Consider the following 22,363-nt stretch of genomic DNA (forward strand, 5'->3'; position numbering starts at 1 on the left):
GCGAAGTGGACGGTTCGCGTGAAGAGGCGCGCGCCTGCGGAATGCAGCCATGATCGCCCGCTCGATTGCTCCGGCCGCGCAAGTTTGGTCATCTCCGTCATCCCGTCGGCCAACGCGCTGACAGGCCCTGGAGGGAACATGAAGAATCGCATTACCGGCCGATCGGCATTTTTGGCGCTGCTGAAGGACGAGGGCGTCACGCATCTCTTCGGAAATCCCGGCACCACCGAATTGCCGATCATGCATGCGCTGAAGGACCATCCGGATCTGACCTATGTGATGGCGATGCAGGAGAGCCTGGTGGTGGCGATGGCCGACGGCTTCAGCCGCGCCTCCGGCAAGCTCGTCGCCTGCAACGTTCATGTCGCGCCGGGTCTCGGCAACGCGATGGGTTCGCTCTACAACGCGAGCTTCACCGGCACGCCGCTGATCCTCACCGCCGGCCAGCAGGAGCAGGGCCACGGGCTGACCGAGCCGGTACTCTACGGCCCGCTCGTCCAGATGGCGACGCCACTCGTCAAATGGGCGGTCGAGGTGACGCGGCTGGAAGACCTGCCACGGATCGTTCGCCGCGCTGCCAAGATCGCCACCACGCCGCCGACCGGGCCGGTGTTCATCTCGCTGCCCGGTGACATCCTCAATTCCGAGGCCGGCATCGAGCTCGGCCGCTCCACGCGCGTCGATACCCGCGTGCGACCGTCGGACGATTCGCTGAAGGCGCTGGCCGCACGCATCCTCAAAGCAGAACGCCCGGTGATCATCGTCGGTGACGAGATCGTCAAGAGCGACGCGCTGCGCGAGGCCGCTGACCTTGCGGAGACGCTGGGCTGTCCGGCCTGGCAATCGCCGACGCCCTATGGCGCGCATTTCCTCTCCGAGAGCCCTTGCTTCATGGGCGCGATCGCGCGGCTGCAGAAGGTCGCCCGCGACGTGCTGGCGCCCTACGATCTCCTGATCGCGCTCGGCGGCGATCCGCTGCGGATGTCTGTCTATAGCGAAGTCGATCCGCTGCCGGATGGTCTGTCGATCGTGCAGGTCGGTCTGGTCGACAGCGATCTTGCCAGGAATTATGGCGCCGAGATCGCGGTGAAGGCCGATGTGAAGGAAACGCTGCGCGCGCTGGTGCCGGCGCTGAAGCAGGCCGGCGGCAGCGCGCTGGAAGCGCGGGCCAAACAGGGGCTTGCGGCGCTTTCGACCAAGAACTGGGCGGCAAAGCGCAAGGCCCTGGTCGAGCAGATCTCGAAGGCCAGCCACACCTCGCCGATCGATCCGGATTGGCTTGCGCTGCAGGTCGTGGAGGCGATGCCCGACAACGCGATCCTGGTCGACGAGGGCCTGACCTCGTCCCGCCAGATCATCGGGCTGAGGCCGCATCGCGACCGCTACGGCTATCACGCGCTGGCCTCGGGCGGCATCGGTTGGGGCCTGCCGGCCGCGGTCGGCGTCAGCCTCGCCAATCCGCAGCGCCCGGTGGTCTGCTATTCCGGTGACGGCTCTTCGATGTATTCGATCCAATCGCTGTGGACCGCGGCCAACCACAAACTGCCGCTGACCTTCGTGATCGTCAACAATGGCGGCTATCGCATCATCAAGCAGCGCCTGCTCGCCTTCCACGGCGACGATCATTACGTCGGCATGGATTTCATCGATCCGCCGGTCGATTTCACCGGCATCGCGCGCTCGCTCGGGCTCGAGGCGATCAAGCTATCAGACCCGCAGGAGCTGAAGGGCGCGATGAAATCTGCGTTCAGCCGGCCGGGTGCGAAGCTGATCGAGGTCGTGGTGAGCAATGCGGTGAATTGATCACGTCGTTCCGGGCGATGCGCAGCATCGAACCCGGAACCTCGAGATTCCGGGTTCGGTCCTGCGGACCGCCCCGGAATGACATTGGACTTACGCTGCCGCTGCCTTCTTCACGCGATACCGGCTCGCCGGGTGCGTGTCATTCAACTTCGCGCGTCCTGCGCCGAACAACTTTTCCCGCAGCGTGCCCTTGGCGTAGTCGTGCTTGTAGCGGCCGCGCTTGGTCAGTTCCGGCACCAGCATGTCGGCGATATCCTCGAAATCGCCGGGCGAGATCGCAAACGCGACGTTGAGGCCGTCGACATCAGTTTCCTCGAACCATTGCTCGATCTTGTCGGCGACCTGCTCGGGCGAGCCGACCACGACGGGACCGGCGCCGCCGATACCGACATGTTCGGCGACCTCGCGCACGGTCCAGACTCGATCCGGATCAGCGCGGGTGACATTGTCCATCGCCGAGCGTCCGGCGTCGTTCTGCACGTGCCGCACCTCCTGGTCGAGCGCATAGGTCGAGAAGTCGACGCCGGTCCAGCCCGACATCAGCGCCAGCGCGCCCTCGTGGCTGATGTGGCTGCGGTACTCCGCGTACTTCGCCTTCGCCTCCGCTTCGGTGGGGGCGACCACGATGCACATCATCGAGAACATCAGGATCTCGGCCGGGTTGCGGCCTTTCGTGGCGGCCAGCTCGCGGATCGCCGAGACCCGCGGGCCGATCACCTTCGACGACGGGCCTGACATGAAGACGCACTCGGCATGCTCGGCCGCGAATTGCCGGCCACGCGGCGAGGTGCCGGCCTGGTACAGCACCGGCGTGCGCTGCGGCGACGGCTCCGAGAGATGGATCGCGTTGAGCCGGTAGTTCTTGCCCTCGTGATGCACGGGGTGCACCTTGTTTGGGTCGGTGAAGATGCCGCGCGCGACGTCGCGGATCGCGGCATCGTCTTCCCAACTGCCTTCCCAGAGCTTGTAGACCAGCTCCATATATTCGTCGGCGAGCTCATAGCGGTCGTCATGCGCGGTCTGCTTGTCCTTGCCGGCGCCGCGCGCTGCGCTGTCCAGATAGCCAGTCACCACGTTCCAGCCCACTCGACCATTGGTCAGATGATCGAGCGTCGACATCCGCCGCGCGAACGGATAGGGCGGCTCGAAGGAGAGGTTAGAGGTGACGCCGAAGCCGAGATTCTCGGTCACCGCGGCCATCGCCGGGATCAACATCAACGGCTCGTTGGCCGGGGTCTGCGCCGCGTTGCGCAGCGCCGCATCCGGACCGTTGGCATAGACGTCGTAGACGCCGAGCACGTCGGCGAGGAACAGCCCGTCGAACCGGCCGCGCTCCAGCGTCTTGGCGAGATCGATCCAGTAGGACAGTTTGTTGTAGTCCTTGGTACGGTCGCGCGGGTGGGTCCACAGCCCCGGCGACTGATGCGCCACGCAATTCATGGCAAACGCGTTGAGCCGGATTTGCTTTGTCATCGTTGTAACCTGGGTCGTTTCGAGTCATGCCCGGTCGGATGCCGGATTTCGGTCCGAACTTGTTGCGACTTCCCATGTTTTGGCAAGGCCCATTCGCAATCGCGGCACTTCCTCCCGCGTTCCGATCCCGATAGGTTGCCCGCATCCAGAGCATGATCCAGCATTTGCGAAGCGATTTTGCGATGCGATCTCGCTGAGATCTGAGCGGACGAAGGAACAATGATGGCGACACGGGCCGACGCAATCGCAATCGCGCGAGAGCATTTTCAATCGGGACAGTTTATGAAGGAACTGGACCGCAGGGTCGGCTACCAGACCGAGAGCCTGAATGCCGACAAGGCCGACGCGCTGCGCGCCTATCTGGTCGAGAACCTGCAACCGGCCTTCGCCGAGCTCGATTTCAAGACCCGGCTGATCGAATCGCCGACCGGTCGCGGTCCATACCTGATCGCCGCGTATCAGGAGGACGCCTCGCGGCCGACCGTCTTGACCTACGGCCATGGCGATGTCGTCGACGGCATGGTCGGGGAGTGGCGCGACGGGCTCAATCCCTGGCAGATCACGGTCAAGGGCGAGCGCGCCTATGGCCGCGGCACCGCCGACAACAAGGGCCAGCACTCGATCAACATGGCCGCGCTGCGTGCCGTGCGGCAGGCGCGCGGCGGCAAGCTCGGCTTCAACGCGAAGTTCATCATCGAGACCGGCGAGGAGATCGGCTCGCCCGACCTGCGCGAGGTCTGCGAGGCGCATCGCGAAGAACTGAAGGCCGACCTGTTCGTGGCCTCCGACGGGCCGCGGCTGTCCGCGGAACGCCCGACCATCTTCCTCGGCTGCCGCGGCGGCAACCGCATCCATCTCGATGTCAACCTGCGCGAGGGCGGCAACCATTCCGGCAATTGGGGCGGCGTGCTGGCCAACCCCGCCACGATCCTGGCGAATGCGATCGCGAGCCTGGTCGATGGCAAGGGCCGCATGAAGCTCGAGATCCTCAAACCCCCGCCGATCTCCAATCGCGTCCGTGCCGCGCTTGCCGATGTCAAGGTCGAGCCGACGGCGGACGAGCCTACGCTGTCGCCAGACTGGGGCGAGGAGGGGCTGACGCCGGCGGAGCGGCTGTATGCCTGGAACACGCTCGAAGTGCTGGCGATGTCGTCGGGCAATATCGAGAAGCCGGCCAATGCGATTCCCGGCAAGGCCAGTGCCGTGCTGCAGCTCCGCTTCGTCGTCGGCACCAGATATCTCGAAGTGATCGACGCAGTGCGCGACTATCTGCACAAGAACGGTTTTCCGATGGTCGAGGTCTCCGGCACGCAGCGCTTTGCCGCCTCGCGCACCGACATGGACAGTCCGTGGATCGATTGGGCGGCCAATTCCATCCGCAACACCACCGGCAAGGCGCCGGCGGTGCTGCCGAATTTCGGCGGCTCGCTGCCGAACGACGTGTTCTCGGAAGGCCTCGGCCTGCCGACGATCTGGGTGCCGCATTCCTATCCGGGCTGCTCGCAGCACGCGCCCGACGAGCACATCCTGCTGCCGGTCACCGAAGAGGCGCTCACCATCATGGCGGGCCTGTTCTGGGATCTCGGCGAGACGCCGCGCAAATCGTAACGGTGTGAGCTTTACATCCGTCATGCCCGGCCTCGTGTCGGGCATCCACGTCTTTCTTCCAGGTGCTAACACGTGGATGGCCGGGACGAGCCCAGCCATGACGCGTTGAGAGACAGCTGGCTGATCCGGCCAAGGAAATGAGATGACACTATCGACGCCGCTCAACTCGCAAATCGACGTTGCCCCCAAAAAGAACATCACCAAGCTGATCGTAGCGACCTCGGTCGGCAATGCGCTCGAATGGTACGACATCGCGGTCTACGCCTATTTCGCGGTTTACCTCTCGAAGGCGTTCTTTCCGGCGAACGATCCGACCACCTCGCTGCTGCTGACCTTCGGCAGCTTCGGCCTGTCGTTCCTGGTCCGCCCGATCGGCGGCATTGTGCTCGGTGCCTATGCCGACCGGTACGGCCGCAAGGCCTCGCTGATGCTGTCGATCGTGCTGATGACATCAGGCACGCTGGCGCTCGCGCTGACGCCGACCTACCAGACGATCGGCGTCGTGGCGCCGGTCGCGGTGATCCTGGCGCGGCTGGTGCAGGGATTCTCCGCCGGCGGCGAATTCGGCTCCTCCACCGCCTTCCTGGTCGAGCACATGCCGGAGCGGCGCGGCTTCGTCGCGAGCTGGCAGTTCGCAAGCCAGGGCGTCAGCGGCCTGTTGGGAGCCGGGTTCGGCGCACTCCTCACCTCGTTGCTGAGCCCGGAGGACCTGCAATCCTGGGGCTGGCGGCTGCCGTTCCTGTTCGGCGTCCTGATCGGCCCGGTCGGCATCTACATCCGCAACCATGTCGACGACGCGATCCCGCCGCCGGCTGACAAGCAGGAATCGCCGGTCGTCGAAGTGTTCGCGCGGCAGAAGCTCGCCACCATCCTCGCGATCGGCGCGCTCGCGGTATCGACCGCGGTCAACTACCTCATCGTCTACATGCCGACCTATGTGGTGAAGACGCTCAAGCTGGCGCCGTCGGTCGGGTTCATCGCCTCGTTCGCCGCGCAGACTGCGGTCGCGCTGCTGGCGCCGATTGCCGGCATGGTCTCCGACAGGATCGGGCGGACCACGCACATGATCCTGTTCGCGCTGCTGCTCCTGGTCTCGATCTTTCCGGCCTTCCTGCTGCTCACGGGCAAGCCGACGCCGGCAATCATTCTGCTCGGCGTGCTCTGGCTCGGTGTCCTCAAATCGCTGTATTACGGGCCGCTCGCCGCGCTGATGTCAGAACTGTTTCCGCCACAGACGCGTGCGACCGGGCTCGGCCTCAGCTATAATATCGGCGTCACCGTGTTCGGCGGCATGGGGCCGGCGATCATGACCTGGATGGGCGGCTTCGCGCTGATCGGCGAGCTCGCGCCGGGCTACTATCTCACCGCCGTCTGCATCCTGAGCCTCTGCGCGCTCGTTACCATCCGCCGGATGCGGCTAGCCTAGCCGCATCGTAAACCTGATTTCGTATTGCGAAATTCACGATTCAGGGTTGCTGCAAAGCAGCGTAGTTAGTTGAAATCAAAGTTTCATGTGACGAAAGTATGTGATGTCGCGCGAGTGCCATCCGCTTTAGGATGGCGCCGCGCGGAGGCCTCGTCCATCACGGATGTCGTGTCCGGATCACTCTTTGCGATTGAGGCAGGACATGAACGCTTCCACGACTGCGACCGCACGGGCCGGCCGGAAGAGGCCGCTTCCGGAGCTAGGGCAGCCAGACAAGTTCAACGCGATCCAGAAGGTCTGCGCGATCCTGCGCGTACTGGCGCAGCGTTCGCCGCTGCGGCTGACCGACATTGCCGACACCACCTCGTTGAACAAGGCGACCGCGCTGCGCATCCTCAACTCGCTGATCGAGGAGGGCTTCGTCAGCCGGATCGCCGGCGCCAAGACCTATGAGCTCGGCCAGGAGGCGCGGGTGATGGCGGTCGGCGCGCGGCGCTCGGTCGACATCGCCGAGCTGGCGCAGCCGAGCCTGCTGCGGCTGTCCGAGCGCTCCGCCGATACGGCGCTGCTGTCGGTTCGCTCCGGCGTCGAGGCGCTCTATCTCGCGCGCTCGGTCGGCAGCCATCCGCTGCAGCCGAACTATCTGCAGATCGGCAGCCGCCGTCCGCTCGGCGTCGGCGCCGGCGCGCTGGCGCTTCTGGTCTGGCTGCCGGACGCCGAGATCGAGGCGGTTATCGAGGTGATCGTGCCGCGGTTGGCGAAATCGCCGCGCATCACGCCGAAGTTCCTGCGCGAGCGCATCGCACAGGCGCGCAAGGTCGGCCACACCGTGCTGATCGACGCCGCGTTTCCCGGCATGGGCGGCGTTGGCGTTCCCGTCCGCGACGATGCCGGCGAGGTGGTGGCCGCGCTCTCGATCGGCGCGGCCTCCGACCGCATCCGCCGCCGCGAGGCGGAGCTTGCCGACATGCTGAAGAAGGAAGCCCAGGTGCTGGCGCGCGCGATCGCGCAGGCGCCGCAGAGCGGCCGCGTCGCCAAGATGGGCTGAAGCAAGCGCGCCGCCTAGATCTGCCTGATGGAAGCAAAGTCGAAATGGGAGCTCGGCGGGTTCTCGCCGACGCGGAGCATGGTGTCGCTCGGGAAATGATGCGGCGGAACCGGCAGATTATACGGCGCCGGCACCCCATGATACACGCGCCCGGCGAGATCGTATTTGGAGCCGTGACACGGGCAGAAGTAGCCGCCCGGCCAGTTCGGCGCAGGCGAGGTCGCATTCGGCTCCGGCTCGTACAATGGAATGCAGCCGAGATGGGTGCAGATGCCGATTACGACACCGAACTCCGGCTTGATCGAGCGATGCCAGTTCTGCACGTAGGGCGGCTGCTGCAGCTCGGACGATTGCGGATCGGCCAATTGGGAAAGCAGCGCCTGGTCCTTGAGTTTCTGCACGGCCTCCGGGGTGCGGTGGGTCACGAATACGGGCCGGGTTCGCCAGCGAAGCACCACTTGCTGACCCGGCGCGACCTTTGACAGGTCAAGCTCGACGGGGCCGCCGGCCGCCAGAGTCGAGGCGTCGGGGTTCATCTGGCTGATCATGGGGACGAGCGACGCCACGGCGCCGACCGTGCCGAAGGCGGCGGTTGCGATGTAGAGAAAGTCGCGGCGCGAGGCCTTGCCGGACGCCGGGGCGTTTGCCGTGGAAGCGGAGTCAGTCATCGCGGAACTTCCTTGCGAAGGGAGCGCAGACGACGGAACTGTTGCGCGCGATCGAGCTCGGCGAACCCGCCGGATCTGCTGCAGATTGTTGATAGTTGACACATGCCGACCGATCCTGGCACGGACGATCCCGTTGACGGCATCGGTGGCCAGGATCGGAAGGTTCTGCGTCTCGCAGCGATGTTTCACCGCATGCAATAAAATATTTGGCGATGCTTGCCGCGACAGCCAGCCGCATTTCGTTAATTCGGCTCCATCTTCAAGGGAAGTTGAGGCCGACGTGTGGCGTGTTCCAACTCGCGCGCGCATCCCGCGTGGTGCGGGGCGCTGCGTCAGTACAGTGCGTCAGGCGCCCTCGTCGAGCGCCACCAGCTCGCGCTTTCTGCGCAATGACGGCAGCAGCGGTCCGACCAGCAATATCACCGCCAGCGCAAGACAGACCGCCGAGATCGGCCGTTCCACGAAGGTCATGAGATCGCCCTGCGACAGGATCAGCGACTTGCGCAGATTATTCTCCAGCATCGGTCCCAGCACGAAGGCCAGCACCAGCGGCGCCGGCTCGTAGCCGAGCTTGCGCATGAAATAGCCGATCCCCCCGAAGGCGATCATCACATGCACATCGAAGACGTTGTTGCTGGAACAATAGACGCCGATGATCGTGAACAGGATGATCAGCGGGAACAGCACGTTGTAGGGCAGCCTGAGCAGCTGCACCCACATGCCGATCATCGGCAGATTGAGCACGAGCAGCATCAGATTGCCGATATACATGCTGGCGACGATGCCCCAGAACAGGGTGGGGCTCTGCGAGATCAAGGGCGGTCCCGGCTGCAGGCCGTGGATCACGGGCATCGCCGCCTTGCGGCATCAGGCGCTTCTGGTCATCATGGCCCGGCCCACCGCAGGAACCCTGCTCGACAGATGACGCCATCGCCTGACGCCACCGACGACGCCGTGATCCGCGCGTTTGCCGGCCTGCCCGCGCTGCTCGACCGGGCGCCGGCGCTGATCGCCCGCGGCCGGCTGCTCGATTGCGACTGCCGCCTCGGCCCGATGGAGCATCCCTTCTACGCCGCGATCCGTGGCGGGCGGATCGTCGACCTCACGCAGGCACCGGTCCTGATGCGCTCCTGGCGCTTTTCCTATCACGCGACACCGCAGGCTTGGGCGGCGCATTGGCAGGCCGAGCCGAAGCCCGGCTGGCACGATCTGCTGGCGCTGACCAAGCGCGGCGAGGCCGTGCTGGAAGGCGACCTGCATCCCTTCATGACGCATCTGCAGTATTTCAAGGATCTGCTCGCGCTGCCGCGGGCGCGTGCCGAGGCGGCCGCGTCATGAACGGCGATATCGAGCCGATGATCGGCCGCTACGTTCATGTCGAGATCGGCGGCGAGCTGCATCGCATCTATTTCGAGGAAAACGGCTCAGGCATTCCGCTGGTCTGCCTGCACACGGCAGGGTCCGACGCGCGGCAATGGCGGCACCTGCTCACTGATGCCGAGTTTGCCGAAAATTTCCGCATCATTGCCTTCGATATGCCCTGGCATGGCAAGTCGAATCCGCCGTCAGGCTGGACCGGCGATGAATATCAGCTCACCACCGCGCGCTACACCGAGACGATCCGCGCGTTCTGCCGCGCGCTCAAGCTGGAGAGGCCGGTGGTGATGGGCTGCTCGATCGGCGGCCGCATCGTGCTCAACCTTGCGATCGAACATGCGGCCGAGTTCCGCGCGCTGATCGGATTGGAGGCCGCTGACTTCCAGGCGCCCTGGTATGACACGGCGTGGCTGAACCGCCCCGATGTTCATGGCGGCGAGGTTTGCGCCGCACTGGTGTCGGGGCTGATCGCCCCGCAGAGCCCGCAAGACGCCCGGATGGAAACGCTCTGGGCCTACAAGCAGGGCGGTCCCGGCGTGTTCAAGGGCGACCTTTACTTCTATCGCGTCGACGGCGACCTGCGGGGCCGGGTCGGGTCAATCGATACTAAAGTATGCAAGCTCTATCTGCTCACAGGCGAGTATGATTTCTCCTGCACGCCTGAGGACACGAGGCGGACGGCAGCGGCAATAGGGGGCGCCAGCGTCACGATCATGGAGAAGCTCGGTCATTTCCCGATGAGCGAGAATCCCGAACAGTTTCGCCGCTATATCGCACCCGTCCTCGCCGAGATCCTCGCGCAATAATCGACCGTTTTCATGCAAGGAGTAAACGTATGACACGCAATTTCCTGATCGGCTTCGCGCTCGCCGCCGCGCTTGGCGCGGGCCAGGCACAGGCCGGGGAGCTGACCGGCACACTGAAGAACATCAAGGACACCGGCGCCATCACGCTCGGCTACCGCGATTCCTCGATTCCCTTCTCCTATCTCGACGACAACCAGAAGCCCATCGGCTACGCCATGGACATCTGCTACAAGATCGTCGATGCCGTGAAGAAGGAGCTGAAGCTCGACAAGATCGAGATCAAGCTCACCCCGGTGACGTCGGCCACGCGCATTCCGCTGATGGCCAACGGCACCGTCGATCTCGAATGCGGCTCGACCACCAACAATGCCGAGCGCGAGAAGCAGGTCTGGTTCACCAACACCCACTTCTTGACCGCGAGCCGCTACGTCACCAAGAAGGCGAGCAAGATCAACTCGATTGACGATCTGAAGGGCAAGACGGTCGTCTCGACCGCCGGCACCACCAACATCAAGCAGCTCACCGAAGCCAATGTCGCGCGCAAACTCGGCGTCAACATCATTCCGGCCAAGGATCACGCCGAAGCCTTCCTGATGGTCGAGACCGACCGCGCAGCGGCCTTCGTAATGGACGACATCCTGCTGGCGAGCCTCGTCGCCGGCTCGAAGTCGCCGGACGACTACGTCATCTCCAAGGATGCGTTCTCCAAGCCGGAGCCCTACGGCATCATGCTGCGCAAGGACGACGCGCCCTTCAAGAAGGTCGTCGACGCCGCGACCGCCGCGCTTTACACCAGCGGCGAGGGCAAGAAGATCTACGACAAGTGGTTCACCCAGAAGATTCCGCCGAAGGGCCTGAACCTCAACGTGCCGATGCGGCCGGAGCTGGCGCACGAATTCGCCAAGCCGTCCGATTCACCCGATCCGGATTCGTACAAGTAAGCTGACGAAGAGCCCTCTCCCCGCTCTTCCGCGGGGTCGAGACGAGCAAAGCTCGCTCTTAGAGGGTCAGGGTGAGGGGCTCGCTCCACAGAGGCAGTGGAAGCTGAACTCGCGGAGGGCCCCCTCATCCGGACTGCATCTCACGATGCAATCCGGCCTCTCCCCGCGAGCGGGGCGAGGCAAAGAGAAAGAGATGCGCAAGTCCAGCCATTTTTGGAGGAGAATGGCCGGACATTTGCATAGACGTCATGCTCGAAGTTGACGTAATGCGTGATCTGCGCGGTGACGCGGGGGACCCGTGAACTATAATTGGAACTGGCATATCTTCCTTGAGCCGAACCCGATGGGGACCGGCACCTATCTCGACCTGTTGCTGGCGGGATTGGTGGTCACCGTCAAGGTGTCGCTGCTCGCCTGGATCATCGCGCTGATCACCGGCTCCGTGGTCGGCGTGATGCGCACGCTGCCGTCGCGGACGGCGTCGTGGATCGGCTTTGCCTACGTCGAATTCTTCCGCAACATACCGCTGCTCGTGCAGCTCTTCCTGTGGTTCTTCGTGCTGCCGGAGCTGCTGCCGAAGTCGGCCGGGCTGTGGTTGAAGCAACTGCCCAACGCGCCGTTCTGGACCGCCGCGGTCGGCGTCGGTCTGTTCATGTCGGCGCGCGTCGCCGTGCAGTTGCAGGCCGGCATCTCCTCACTGCCGCGCGGACAGAGTCAGGCCGCGACCGCGCTCGGACTGACCACGGTGCAGACCTATCGCTACGTGCTGTTGCCGATGGCGTTCCGCATCGTCCTGCCGCCGCTGACCTCCGAATTCCTCAACACCATCAAGAATAGCGCGGTGGCCATTACCATCGGCCTGCTGGAGCTGACCGGCGAGGCGCGCTCGATGCAGGAATTCTCCTTCCAGGTGTTCGAGGCGTTCACGGCGGCGACCGTGCTCTACCTCCTGCTCAATTTCGTGGTGGTGACCGCGATGCGCTTTCTCGAGCGCCGCGTGGCGATCCCTGGGTATATCGCGGGGAAATGACGATGATCGGCAGTTTCGATTTCGATGTCATCCGCCGCGCGCTGCCCTATTTGTTCTTCGAGGGCATGCGGTTCACGCTGACGCTCACCGCGCTGTCGGCGCTCGGTGGCCTGGTGTTCGGCACGTTGATCGCCATGATGCGGCTGTCGGGTTACTGGCTGCTCGCGCGCATCGCCGGCATCTATGTCGACTTCATGCGCTCGCTGCCGCTGGTGCTCGTCATCTTCTGGTTCTACTTTCTGGTGCCCTATATCGGGCAGTGGCTGACCGACGCGTCGCGGCCGATCTCGGTCGGCGCTTTCGCCTCTTCGCTGATCACCTTCGTCATGTTCGAGGCGGCGTATTTCTCCGAGATTATGCGGGCCGGCATCCAGTCGATCTCGAAGGGCCAGCCGGCCGCGGCCAGCGCGCTCGGCCTGACCTACGGCCAGTCCATGCGCTACGTCGTGCTACCGCAGGCGTTCCGCAACATGCTGCCGGTGCTGCTGACGCAAACGATCGTCCTGTTCCAGGACACCTCGCTGGTCTATGTGCTGTCGATCACGGATTTCCTCGGCGCCGCCAGCAAGGTCGCGCAGCGCGACGGCCGTCTGGTCGAGATGTACCTGTTCGCGGCGCTGGTCTACTTCGTCATTTCCTCTGTCGCGTCCGTCGCCGTCCGTCGCCTGCAGGCGCGTATTGCAATTGTGCGGTAGTTGACGATGCTCTCCACAATTCCGACAGCGGTGCTCTTCACCTCTCCCACAGGGAGAGGTCGGATCGCGTCAGCGATCCGGGTGAGGGGTTTCGCTCCATCGATAGACCGTCACCCTTCACCCGGCGCTGCGCCAAAGCCGAAGCTTCGCTTCGGCGTCCTTTCCCACCACGGCCGCCGAAGGCGACCTATGCCTCTCCCAAAGGGAGAGGTGAACCCTTGCCGCTGCGGCTGATGAGAACCGAATGATCGAGATCAATCACGTCAACAAATGGTACGGGCCGAGCTTCCAGGCGTTGAAGGACTGCACCACCAGCGTCGCCAAGGGCGAGGTGGTCGTGGTTTGCGGCCCGTCCGGTTCGGGCAAGTCGACCCTGATCAAATGCGTCAACGCGCTCGAGCCGATCCAGGGCGGCGAGATCATCCTTGACGGCGTCAAGGTCAACGATCCCAAGACCGACCTGCCGAAGCTGCGCTCGCGCGTCGGCATGGTGTTCCAGCATTTCGAGCTGTTCCCGCACTTGCGGATCATCGACAATCTCTGCCTCGCGCAGGAGAAGGTGCTGGGCCGCAAGCATGACGACGCTGTCGCCAAGGGCAAGAAGCTGCTCGATCGCGTCGGGCTGACGGAGCACGCGGCCAAGTTTCCGGCCCAGCTGTCGGGCGGCCAGCAGCAGCGCGTCGCGATCGCCCGTGCGCTTGCGATGGACCCGATCGCCATGCTGTTCGACGAGCCGACCTCGGCGCTCGATCCCGAGATGATCAGCGAGGTGCTCGACGTGATGGTCGACCTCGCCCGCGACGGTATGACCATGATGGTGGTCACTCACGAAATGGGCTTTGCCAACAAGGTCGCCGACCGCGTGATCTTCATGGACCTCGGCGAGATCGTGGAAGATGCCAAGAAGACCGATTTCTTCGGCAAGCCGCGCAGCGACCGGGCGCAGAAGTTCTTGTCGAAGATCCTGTCGCACTGAGACTGCGGCGTCCTTCCCACGTCATTGCGAGCGCAGCGAAGCGATCCATCGGCCCGCGGGCGCGGAGGGATGGATTGCCGCTGTCGCTCCTCGCAATGACGAATGACGCGATCGTCATTCCGGGATGGTCCAAAGGACCAGACCCGGAATCTCGAGATTCCGGGTTCGATGCTGCGCATCTCCCCGGAATGACGGACTGAGGGTTTATCCGCGTTAACAATTTGCGTATACGAAGGCCTGAAACCGCCCTTCGTCCGCAGGAGAACTCGCTTGGAAAAGATCGCTTACGTCAACGGCTCGTTCGTGCCGCATTCGGAGGCCAAGGTCTCGGTCTTCGACCGCGGATTCCTGTTCGCCGACGGCATCTACGAGGTGGCCGCGGTGCTCGACGGCAAGCTGATCGACAACGCCTCGCACCTGGCCCGGCTGGAGCGTTCGGTCGGCGAGATCAAGCTCGCGCTGCCGGAGAGCCTGGCGCGGATCGAGGAGATCCAGAAGGAACTGGTCAAGCGCAACAACCTCGTCAACGGCATGGTCTATCTCGAGGTGACCCGCGGCGCCGACAAAGGCCGCGATTTCGCCTTCCCGAAGGCGGACGTCAAGCCGAGCCTGATCATGTTCACGTCGGAAAAGGACATCATCAACGCGCCGTCGGCGAAGACCGGCATCAACGTCATCACCGTGCCCGACATCCGCTGGACGCGGCGCGACATCAAGAGCGTGGCGCTGCTGGCGCAGGTGCTGGCCAAGCAGGCCGCGGCCGAAGCCGGCGCCGGCGAGGCCTGGATGATCGAGGACGGCAAGGTCACCGAAGGCGGCTCGTCGTCCGCCTTCATCGTCACGAAGGACGACGTCATCGTGACGCGGCAGAACGGCAACGAGATCCTGCCCGGCTGCACGCGCAAGGCGGTGGTCAAGCTCGCCGAGGAGCACCAGCTCCGTATCGAGGAGCGCGCCTTCACGGTGGAGGAGGCGCTCGCCGCCAAGGAAGCCTTCATCACCAGCGCGTCGGTGTTCGTCCAGGGCGTGGTCGCGATCGACGGCAAGAAGGTCGGCAGCGGCAAGGTCGGCCCGATGACCGACCGCCTGCGCGAGATCTATGTCGAGTTCGCCAAGGCGACGGCGGTTTAATCTGCCCCGCATTCTCGCGATGTCATCGCCCGGCTTGACCGGGCGATCCAGTATTCCAGAGACGCCGGTTATTGAATCGACAGGCCGCGGCGTACTGGATGCCCCGCATGAAGCGGGGCATGACAGCGGAATATACGGCGGACAATATCGCTGTCACGCCGCCTTCGCCTTCACCGGGGGCACGGCACGGAAGCCGATTGCGATCCGGTTCCAGGCGTTGATCGTGCCGATCAGCGCGGTCAGGTTCACCAACTCCGTCTCGGAGAAGTGCGCGCGGACGGCCTCATAGTCGGCGTCGGGCGCATGCGTTTCCGAGATCAGGGTTAGCACCTCGGTCCAGGCCAGTGCCGCGCGCTCGCGCTCGCTGTAGAGCGGCGACTCGCGCCAGGCGTTGAGCAGATAGAGACGCTGCTCGGTCTCGCCATGCTTGCGCGCGTCCTCGGTGTGCATGTTGATGCAGTAGGCGCAGCCGTTGATTTGGGACGCGCGGGTCTTGACCAGCTCGATCAGCGACTGCTCGAGGCCGCTTGCACTGATCTGGTTTTCCACCGCGACCAGCGCTTTGATGGTTTCCGGTGCGGCCTGGTAGAAGTTCATGCGAGGCTTCATGGTCGTTCTCCGTTTCGGTTGGGGATTGATGTCTAGTGTGCTCCGCCATCGGCAAGATGGCCGGGCTTTTTCAGGAACAGTCCCGCGATCAGCGCGACGATCAGGGCGACGCCAAGCAGATAGAAGGTGTCGCTGAAGGCAAGGATGAAGGACTGCTTCTGCACGATCTTGCCGATTGCAACGATCGCGCGGCTGGTGGCGTCCGCCTGGTTGGCGACACCGTGGCTCATGAAGTACTGGGTGAGTTGCTCGATCCGCGTGCGAGTGGCCTGCTCGAACAACGAGACCGGCTCGCTCAGCACGTTGGAGTGAAACTGCTCGCGCTTGGTCAGCAACGTCTGCAACAGTGCAATGCCGACGGCGCCGCCGAGGTTGCGCATCATGTTGAACAGGCCGGAGGCGGAGCCGGCGTTCTCCGGCTCGATGCCCGAGGTCGCAACGGCGGACAACGGAGCCATCACCAGCGCCTGGCCGACGGCGCGAACGATGTTCGGCCAGAACAGCTGGTCGGTGGCGTAGTCGTTGGCCATAGTGATGTTCATGAAGTTGGAGCCCGCGAACAGCGCGAAGCCGACGGCGATCAGGATGCGGGGGTCGAAGCGCTGCATCAGCCGCGGCACCAGCGGGATCAGCACGAGCTGCGGCAGCCCGGTCCAGGCCAGCACCATGCCGATCTGCTCGGCGTTGTAGCCCTGGATGCGCGACAGATACTGCGGCAGGATGAACACCGAGCCGTACAGCGCAATGCCGAGCAGGAAGTTCGCGAGCATGCCGAAGCCGAAATTGCGGCGGACGAGCAAGCGCAGATTGAGCAGCGGCTTCTCGACGCTGAGCTCGATCACCAGGAAGGCGGTCAGCGCGACGGCTGCGATCACTGACAGCCTGACGATGAACGGCGAGCCGAACCAGTCGTCCTTGTTGCCTTCCTCGAGCACGGTCTGCAGTGCGGCGAGGCCGATCGCCATGGTGATGATGCCGGGCCAGTCGCCCTTCGCGAGCAGCGACAGCTTCATCGGGCTCGAGTCGAGCGAGACATACAGCATGCCGATCATGATCGCGCCGGGCACCAGGTTGACGTAGAAGATGTACTGCCAGCCCCAGTTCTCGGTCAGGTAACCGCCGATGGTCGGGCCGATCGCCGGCGCAAACGTCGCCGACAGCGCGAACAGCGCTAACCCGATCGGCTGCTTCGCCTTCGGCAGCAGCGTGATGATCAGCGTAAACGCCATAGGGATCAGCACGCCGCCGGTGAAGCCCTGCACGGCGCGCAGCGCGATCATCTGCGGCAGGTCCTGTGCCAGCGCGCACGCCGCCGAGAACACCAGGAACAGCAACGCATTGACGAGGAGATATTTGCGCACCGAGAACACCGGCGCGAGCCAGCCGCTCAGGGGGATCACGATGATCTCAGCGATCAAATAGGAGGTCGAGATCCAGCCGCCGTCATCGATGCCGGCGCCGATCGCGCCCTGCACATCGGCAAGCGAGGCGTTGACGATCTGGATGTTGAGCACCGCCATGAAGGCGCCGAGGTTGGCGCCGACCACCGCGACCCAGGTGCGTGCTGGGACCGCGGGCGTCGCCGGCGTTGCGGGGGTGTTGAGGTCGGCGGCGTCGGCTGCATTGAGTGCGGGCTGGAGCGCGGTCATCGGGGTCGTTCCTTGCTTGCGCATGAAGCATGCATTAGGCGGCTGCTTTCGATAATCGAGGAAATGCTGGAAGGATTGTCCGTTCAAGACTGATAATCGGGTCGTCGATACGCGGCCGTTGGCTCGATCCGCTGTGCGGTACGCGCGCCGCGGCGTTTCCTCCCACGAGGGGGAGGAGCACAGCCGCCCGTGATGTTGGCGAAGGAGCTTGAGCGAGCGAACGGTCGGTCGCGCTGCGGCTCTAGCCGCCGTTGCCACGGGCTGCCGCGGCGAGGTGATTGCGGGCTTCGCGCTCGGCGAGCACCGTTGCCTTGGTGTTGACGGTCGGGATCGCCGACATGCCCGGGCGCAGCAGGCCGGCGAGCTTGTTGTCGTCGAGCACGATCTTGACCGGCACGCGCTGCACGATCTTGGTGAAGTTGCCGGTGGCGTTGTCGGGCGGCAGCAGTGCGAACTCGAGCCCGCTCGCCGGCGACAGGCTGTCGACATGGCCCTTCAGCGTCGTGTTGCGGAAGCTGTCGATGGTGAGCTCGACCGGCTGGCCGTTGCGCACATGGGTGAGTTGGGTCTCCTTGAAATTGGCGACCACATAGACTGCATCCAGCGGCACCACCGCCATCAACTGCGTGCCGGCCTGCACATACTGGCCGACGCGGAGGGTGCGGGCGCCGACCGTGCCGTCGACCGGCGCGGTGATCTGCGTATAGGACAGGTTCAGCTCCGCCTGCTGCTCGACGGCGCGCGCCCGGTCGACCTGCGCCATGGCCTGGGCGCGCTGCGTGGACAGCACGTCGACCTTGCGTTCGGCCGCTGCTAGTCCGGACTTCGCGCCCTGCAATTGCGCGGTGCTGGAGCGCAGCGCCGCGTCGGTCTGCTGCGCGCGCTGCACGGTGCCGGAGCCGGTCTTCATCAGGTCGTCGTAACGGGCGCGCTCTTCCTGGGCGAATTTCAGATTGGCTTCGGCGGCAGTGACATCGGCCTTGCCCTGCTCGATGACCGGCTGCTGCAGGGCGAGCTGCGCATCGATGTTGCACACCGACGCTTCGGCCGCGGCAACATCGGCCTTGGCCTGGTTGAGCGCGGCGCGGTAATCGCGGTCGTCGATCCGGGCCAGCAACTGCCCGGCCTTCACCGGCTGGTTGTCGGTGACCAGCACCTGCGCGATGTAACCGGACACTTTCGGCGCGATGATCGTGGAATCCGCCTTCACATAGGCGTCATCGGTCGATTCGAGGTAGCGGCCGGTCGTGATGTAGCCGTAACCAAAATCGCCGGCGGCGGCGATGCCGAGCGCCGCTGCCAGCGCAAGCGCCGCCCGCTTGATCGCTCTCGGCGACGGGCGTAGGTCGGTTTTGGTAGTTTCGTCAGAGACATAGCTGGCGATCGACATGGCATCCTCCGGATCGATGCGCGCGTCCTCAGGCCGAGGGCGCCGGCTTCCGGCCCCCTAGATGCAATGTTCTTCCTGCTGTGATAATCCCGATAAAACTGGAAGCATTATCAAGCCAGCGCGAACAATCTGGGCCTTGCCAAATGGATCGCCTGACCAGTCTGACCGCCTTCGTCCGGGTCGTGGATTCCGGGGGCTTTTCCGCGGCCGGCCGCAAGCTCAACATGTCCACCACCATGGTGAGCAACCACGTCCAGTCGCTGGAGGACCGGCTCGGCGTGCGGCTGCTCAATCGCACCACGCGCAAGGTCAGCCTGACCGAGGTCGGGCAGACCTATTACGATCGCTGCGTTCAGATCCTCGCCGACATCGAGCAGGCCGACGACATCGCGGGCGCGCTGCAGTCGGTGCCGCGCGGCACGCTGCGCATCTACACCAACACCCACATCGTCCAGTTTCTATCGCCCGCGGTCGCCGAATTCCTGGCGACCTATCCCGAGGTCAAGGTCGACCTCGCGATCGGCGAGCGTAATGTCGATCTGATCGACGAGAATTTCGATCTCGCGGTGCGCATGATCCCGCCGCCCGATTCCAGCCTGATCGTGCGCAGCATCGCCACCTGGCGCCACGTGCTGTGCTGCTCGCACGGCTATGTCGAGCAACACGGCAAGCCCGAGCAACTCGCCGATCTCGCGGCGCGCAATTGCATCCGCCACGCCAATTATCCCTACGGCGACGACTGGCACTTCGTCGACCGCAAGGGCACGCCGGCGTCGGTGCGGGTTTCCGGCAATCTGGTCGCCAACAGCGGCGAAACGCTGAAGCTCGCCGCGCTGGCCGGCGTCGGCGTCTTCCTCGCCGCGGGCTTCCTCGTCCGCGACGAGCTCGAGTCGGGGCAGCTGGTCCGCTTGCTGCCCGAATACCGGCCGGTCGAGTTCACGATGAACGCGGTCTATCCGCATCGCCATCATCTGTCGGCGAAGGTGCGGACCTTCATCGACCTCCTCGTGCACCACGCCACCGAGCAGCAGAAGTTGATCAATCCATATTCGTGACGGGAGAGAACCTCGCGCTCAAGCTCACCTCCGCCATGCTGAGGAGACCGCGTAGCGGTCGTCTCGAAGCACGACGGCCCAGCCGTTGGCCGTGCATCCTTCGAGACGCGCCCGTCCTACGCTGCTGGCCCGGACCTCAACAGGATCACGAAGACAAGGACGTGGCTGACCAGCAGCAGTGGCACATAGAGCGCCGGAATGTAAATGCCGGCGCCGAAGAGGCTGGGATCCCGGATCTTCGTTACGCCCATGTAGTAGGCGTTCAGAAGATCCAGCGTGCCCCAGATGTTGAATATCCAGACCAGCGGAATGGCGATTGACCAGCGCCCGGAGAGTGCCGCCATCGAAAGGAGCGCGAGAACAGCCGCGATAAGATCACCCCATCCGATCTTGCTGGCGAAATCCGAGCTCAACTTTGGAGACACGAAGCCGGCTACCATGAAGTTCATCCCCAAGAACCTGAACGCATGGAAAGCTGCGAGAAGTCTCAGGGCGTCGTAATACGGCATTGCGCTGATCGCGGGCCAGACGTAGGTGGTGGCCACTACCGAACTTGCCAGGAAGGCTCCGGCGACGCTGAGGACGAATGGAAGATTGAAGGTCGGTGGCACGGTCGGCTTCCCTTGTGATTGTCCATTTGGTCGGCGGAGGTCGAACCCGTCGATCAGGTTCGACCTCGGTGGGGCGTTCAGGGCTTGGCCACGAGCAAGCGGAGCGGCAGCAGCGGACCGACCGCGATGTACTCGTGGTCGATGAGATTCTGCTTGGCTAGCGGCAGGCTATCCATGATCGCGTGCGCCTCGGCGGCGTCCTTGGCATCGAGCAGGAACACGGCTCCGCGCCCGTCGGACCGCGAATACCATTCGCGAACCTTGCCATTGAGATAGAGCTGCACGGTCTGCCGGATTTCATCCGGCATCACCGCCATCACCTGTTCGCGCGTGATGCCCGGCTTGACGGTCAGAATGACCATCACGCCGGTGGTTGTGGGGGACGTGGCTTGTGTTTGGGCAAGGGATGAAGCGGTCATGGAGGTGGCGCCTGTCAGGGTGAGGGTGAGTGCCAAGACGGTGTGACGGATGGCTTTCATTGGGTCTCATTGCTCCGCTCACGACTGATGTCGTGATGTTGCGAATGTCAGCGCACGTGCGGTGCGGTCCATTTGCAGGTCGGATCTAAGACGGCTTTCCGCGAGCGACTATTCGCGATAATGTTGACGGGCCATGAAGCAGAACTTCACAGTCCGGCAGGGTGCGCTCGATGGGGTGGAGACGTTCCTCAGCGTCGCCCAGCATCGTAGCTTTCGCCGCGCTGCGGCCGAACTCGGGGTCACGCCATCGGCAATCAGTCAGGCGGTACGCGCCCTCGAGGCGCGGGTCGGCGCCGTGCTCTTCATTCGCACGACCCGCAGCGTCGGCCTGACCGAAGCCGGCGAACGATTTCTTGCGCGCGCAAGGCCGGCGTTCGAGGAATTGGTCGCCGCGAGCGGGGCCGCGCGCGAACTCGGTCAGCGACCGGCCGGGCTGTTGCGTCTCACCGTGCCACGCGCGGTGGTGCCGATCTTGCTGGAGCCGCTGATCGCCTCGTTCTGCCGGGCGTTTCCCGAGATCGAGGTCGAACTCGCCGCAAGCGAGGAACTGGTCGACATCGCGGCCGAAGGTTTTGACGCCGGCATCAGAATGGGCCAGTTCATTGCTCCCGACATGGTCGCGGTGCGCCTGACCAAGCCGTTGCCTTTCGTCACCGTCGGCAGCCCGGCCTATCTCGACCGCCGCGGCCGGCCCGAATGCCCTGACGATCTGCGCCAGCATGCCTGCTTGAGATTACGACGATCGAACGGCGGACTCGCGCCATGGTTGCTCAATGACAACGGCCGTTCGATCGAGATTGCCGTATCGGGACCCTTCATCGCCCACGACTTTCCCACGATGCTCGGCGCCGCGGTCGAAGGTATCGGTCTTGCGCAAGTGCCTGCACCGCTTGCCGCCAGCGCCGTGAAAACCGGAAAACTCGTCCACGTGCTGGAGCAATTCGCGCCGATGACGCCGGGCGTCTTCCTCTATTATCCGAGCCACCGACAAATCATGCCGAAGCTGCGAGCCTTCATCGATCACGTGAAGGGCGGCCTGGAGGCTGTACGCTAGTTTGAATCCGGGATGCCTCTTGGTCGCTTGCGCGGCATTCGCCAAGGCGTCGGCCGACAAGTCGTTTCGCTCCAATGACGACGGCGGCCGGACGGATTCCGGGCTCGACACTGACGCGTCGCCCCTAGCGCTGATTTGCCCGACGGCGCAAGCCCTCGCACCAAAAGTATTTCTGTTTATCAGAAATGAACTCAGTGTATGAATGGCGCGTCTCACCCGCCTGAGGGGCGCTTCGCGATCGTCACGAGTGTTGGGTTGGGATGCGGTGGACGCCGATTGCGCAACTGACGAGTGTGCATGAAGCGGACGGTGAAGTCGTGTGGTTCCGACGCCCTAGTGGCAGGTGTCGACTCCCAGGACGCGAAAGCGTCTCGCGGATGACGGTGACAACAAAGCCCAGTCTCGCCGGGGAGAGCACGTATAAGCCGTAAAACCATCGCGCAGGGAAAGCCGGGATTGCTCCGGTTTCACCTGTGGTCCTACCTCCCGTGCTTTCCATTTGCTCGGGACCCATGGGTGCGATCGGCACCCGGC

General features: G+C 64.2%; 20 protein-coding genes and 1 pseudogene. 13 read left to right on the forward strand and 8 right to left on the reverse strand.

What is annotated here, in order from left to right; genetic code table 11:
- Positions 1 to 138 precede the first annotated feature (138 nt).
- Complete coding sequence (locus MTX23_RS06285) at positions 139 to 1,803, forward strand: thiamine pyrophosphate-binding protein (RefSeq protein WP_280975760.1); 1,665 nt, start codon at positions 139 to 141, stop codon at positions 1,801 to 1,803.
- 90 nt (positions 1,804 to 1,893) lie between these two features.
- Here the strand turns inward: MTX23_RS06285 and MTX23_RS06290 are convergent, their stop codons facing one another.
- Complete coding sequence (locus tag MTX23_RS06290; RefSeq protein ID WP_280975761.1) at positions 1,894 to 3,276, reverse strand: LLM class flavin-dependent oxidoreductase; 1,383 nt, start codon at positions 3,274 to 3,276, stop codon at positions 1,894 to 1,896.
- 222 nt (positions 3,277 to 3,498) lie between these two features.
- On the opposite strand from MTX23_RS06290, the gene MTX23_RS06295 reads away from it, so the two are divergent.
- The 3 genes from MTX23_RS06295 (at position 3,499) to MTX23_RS06305 (ending at position 7,358) form a co-directional block, all read left to right on the forward strand.
- Entirely contained in the window at positions 3,499 to 4,884 is a 1,386-nt protein-coding gene (locus tag MTX23_RS06295; protein WP_280977985.1) for a M20 family metallopeptidase, read from the forward strand.
- A 142-nt stretch (positions 4,885 to 5,026) separates the two neighbouring features.
- On the forward strand, positions 5,027 to 6,310 hold the full coding sequence (locus MTX23_RS06300; RefSeq protein ID WP_280975762.1) for an MFS transporter: 1,284 nt from the start codon (positions 5,027 to 5,029) through the stop codon (positions 6,308 to 6,310).
- A gap of 202 nt (positions 6,311 to 6,512) precedes the next feature.
- Positions 6,513 to 7,358, forward strand: coding sequence for an IclR family transcriptional regulator (locus MTX23_RS06305; RefSeq protein ID WP_280975763.1), 846 nt, complete (start codon positions 6,513 to 6,515; stop codon positions 7,356 to 7,358).
- Between the two features lie 14 nt (positions 7,359 to 7,372).
- Here the strand turns inward: MTX23_RS06305 and petA are convergent, their stop codons facing one another.
- Positions 7,373 to 8,026, reverse strand: coding sequence for a ubiquinol-cytochrome c reductase iron-sulfur subunit (petA, locus tag MTX23_RS06310; protein ID WP_280975764.1), 654 nt, complete (start codon positions 8,024 to 8,026; stop codon positions 7,373 to 7,375).
- A gap of 345 nt (positions 8,027 to 8,371) precedes the next feature.
- Positions 8,372 to 8,872 (reverse strand): annotated as a pseudogene (locus MTX23_RS06315) (tripartite tricarboxylate transporter permease); the annotation flags it as partial.
- A 75-nt stretch (positions 8,873 to 8,947) separates the two neighbouring features.
- Here MTX23_RS06315 and MTX23_RS06320 point away from each other — a divergent pair.
- From MTX23_RS06320 to MTX23_RS06350, 7 genes are all read left to right on the forward strand, one after another.
- The gene (locus MTX23_RS06320; RefSeq protein WP_280975766.1) at positions 8,948 to 9,364 is read left to right on the forward strand and encodes a hypothetical protein; all 417 of its coding nucleotides are present in this window, start codon (positions 8,948 to 8,950) and stop codon (positions 9,362 to 9,364) included.
- Positions 9,361 to 10,209 carry an alpha/beta hydrolase gene (locus MTX23_RS06325; protein ID WP_280975767.1) on the forward strand — a complete coding sequence of 283 codons (849 nt, stop codon included), beginning with the start codon at positions 9,361 to 9,363 and terminating at the stop codon, positions 10,207 to 10,209. The genes MTX23_RS06320 and MTX23_RS06325 overlap by 4 nt, the downstream gene beginning before the upstream one ends.
- 29 nt (positions 10,210 to 10,238) lie before the next feature.
- Positions 10,239 to 11,150 (forward strand): amino acid ABC transporter substrate-binding protein, encoded by a 912-nt coding sequence (locus MTX23_RS06330; protein WP_280975768.1) that lies wholly within the window; start codon positions 10,239 to 10,241, stop codon positions 11,148 to 11,150.
- Positions 11,151 to 11,448: 298 nt separating this feature from the next.
- Positions 11,449 to 12,180 carry an amino acid ABC transporter permease gene (locus tag MTX23_RS06335; protein ID WP_280975769.1) on the forward strand — a complete coding sequence of 244 codons (732 nt, stop codon included), beginning with the start codon at positions 11,449 to 11,451 and terminating at the stop codon, positions 12,178 to 12,180.
- A 2-nt stretch (positions 12,181 to 12,182) separates the two neighbouring features.
- Positions 12,183 to 12,875 (forward strand): ABC transporter permease subunit, encoded by a 693-nt coding sequence (locus MTX23_RS06340; protein WP_280975770.1) that lies wholly within the window; start codon positions 12,183 to 12,185, stop codon positions 12,873 to 12,875.
- 244 nt (positions 12,876 to 13,119) lie between these two features.
- On the forward strand, positions 13,120 to 13,851 hold the full coding sequence (locus MTX23_RS06345; RefSeq protein WP_280975771.1) for an amino acid ABC transporter ATP-binding protein: 732 nt from the start codon (positions 13,120 to 13,122) through the stop codon (positions 13,849 to 13,851).
- A gap of 270 nt (positions 13,852 to 14,121) precedes the next feature.
- Complete coding sequence (locus MTX23_RS06350) at positions 14,122 to 14,982, forward strand: D-amino-acid transaminase (protein ID WP_280975772.1); 861 nt, start codon at positions 14,122 to 14,124, stop codon at positions 14,980 to 14,982.
- Between the two features lie 153 nt (positions 14,983 to 15,135).
- On the opposite strand, the gene MTX23_RS06355 is transcribed toward MTX23_RS06350, so the two are convergent.
- The 3 genes from MTX23_RS06355 to MTX23_RS06365 form a co-directional block, all read right to left on the reverse strand.
- The gene (locus MTX23_RS06355; RefSeq protein ID WP_280975773.1) at positions 15,136 to 15,591 is read right to left on the reverse strand and encodes a carboxymuconolactone decarboxylase family protein; all 456 of its coding nucleotides are present in this window, start codon (positions 15,589 to 15,591) and stop codon (positions 15,136 to 15,138) included.
- 32 nt (positions 15,592 to 15,623) lie between these two features.
- Positions 15,624 to 17,240: an MDR family MFS transporter gene (locus MTX23_RS06360; protein WP_280975774.1), complete on the reverse strand. Its 1,617-nt coding sequence runs from the start codon at positions 17,238 to 17,240 to the stop codon at positions 15,624 to 15,626.
- A gap of 241 nt (positions 17,241 to 17,481) precedes the next feature.
- The gene (locus tag MTX23_RS06365) at positions 17,482 to 18,630 is read right to left on the reverse strand and encodes an HlyD family secretion protein (RefSeq protein ID WP_280975775.1); all 1,149 of its coding nucleotides are present in this window, start codon (positions 18,628 to 18,630) and stop codon (positions 17,482 to 17,484) included.
- Between the two features lie 143 nt (positions 18,631 to 18,773).
- On the opposite strand from MTX23_RS06365, the gene MTX23_RS06370 reads away from it, so the two are divergent.
- Positions 18,774 to 19,685 (forward strand): LysR family transcriptional regulator, encoded by a 912-nt coding sequence (locus MTX23_RS06370; RefSeq protein WP_280975776.1) that lies wholly within the window; start codon positions 18,774 to 18,776, stop codon positions 19,683 to 19,685.
- Between the two features lie 116 nt (positions 19,686 to 19,801).
- Here MTX23_RS06370 and MTX23_RS06375 read toward each other — a convergent pair whose 3' ends face one another.
- Both MTX23_RS06375 and MTX23_RS06380 read right to left on the reverse strand, forming a co-directional pair.
- Positions 19,802 to 20,296: a hypothetical protein gene (locus tag MTX23_RS06375; RefSeq protein WP_280975777.1), complete on the reverse strand. Its 495-nt coding sequence runs from the start codon at positions 20,294 to 20,296 to the stop codon at positions 19,802 to 19,804.
- Positions 20,297 to 20,373: 77 nt separating this feature from the next.
- A complete protein-coding gene (locus MTX23_RS06380; RefSeq protein WP_280975778.1) occupies positions 20,374 to 20,775 on the reverse strand; it encodes a hypothetical protein in 402 nt (133 codons plus the stop codon).
- Positions 20,776 to 20,908: 133 nt separating this feature from the next.
- Between MTX23_RS06380 and MTX23_RS06385 the strand changes: the two genes are divergently transcribed.
- Positions 20,909 to 21,829, forward strand: a complete 921-nt coding sequence (locus MTX23_RS06385) for a LysR family transcriptional regulator (RefSeq protein WP_280975779.1) — start codon at positions 20,909 to 20,911, stop codon at positions 21,827 to 21,829.
- Positions 21,830 to 22,363: the final 534 nt, after the last annotated feature.

Source organism: Bradyrhizobium sp. ISRA436 (genome assembly GCF_029910015.1).
Lineage (GTDB): Bacteria > Pseudomonadota > Alphaproteobacteria > Rhizobiales > Xanthobacteraceae > Bradyrhizobium.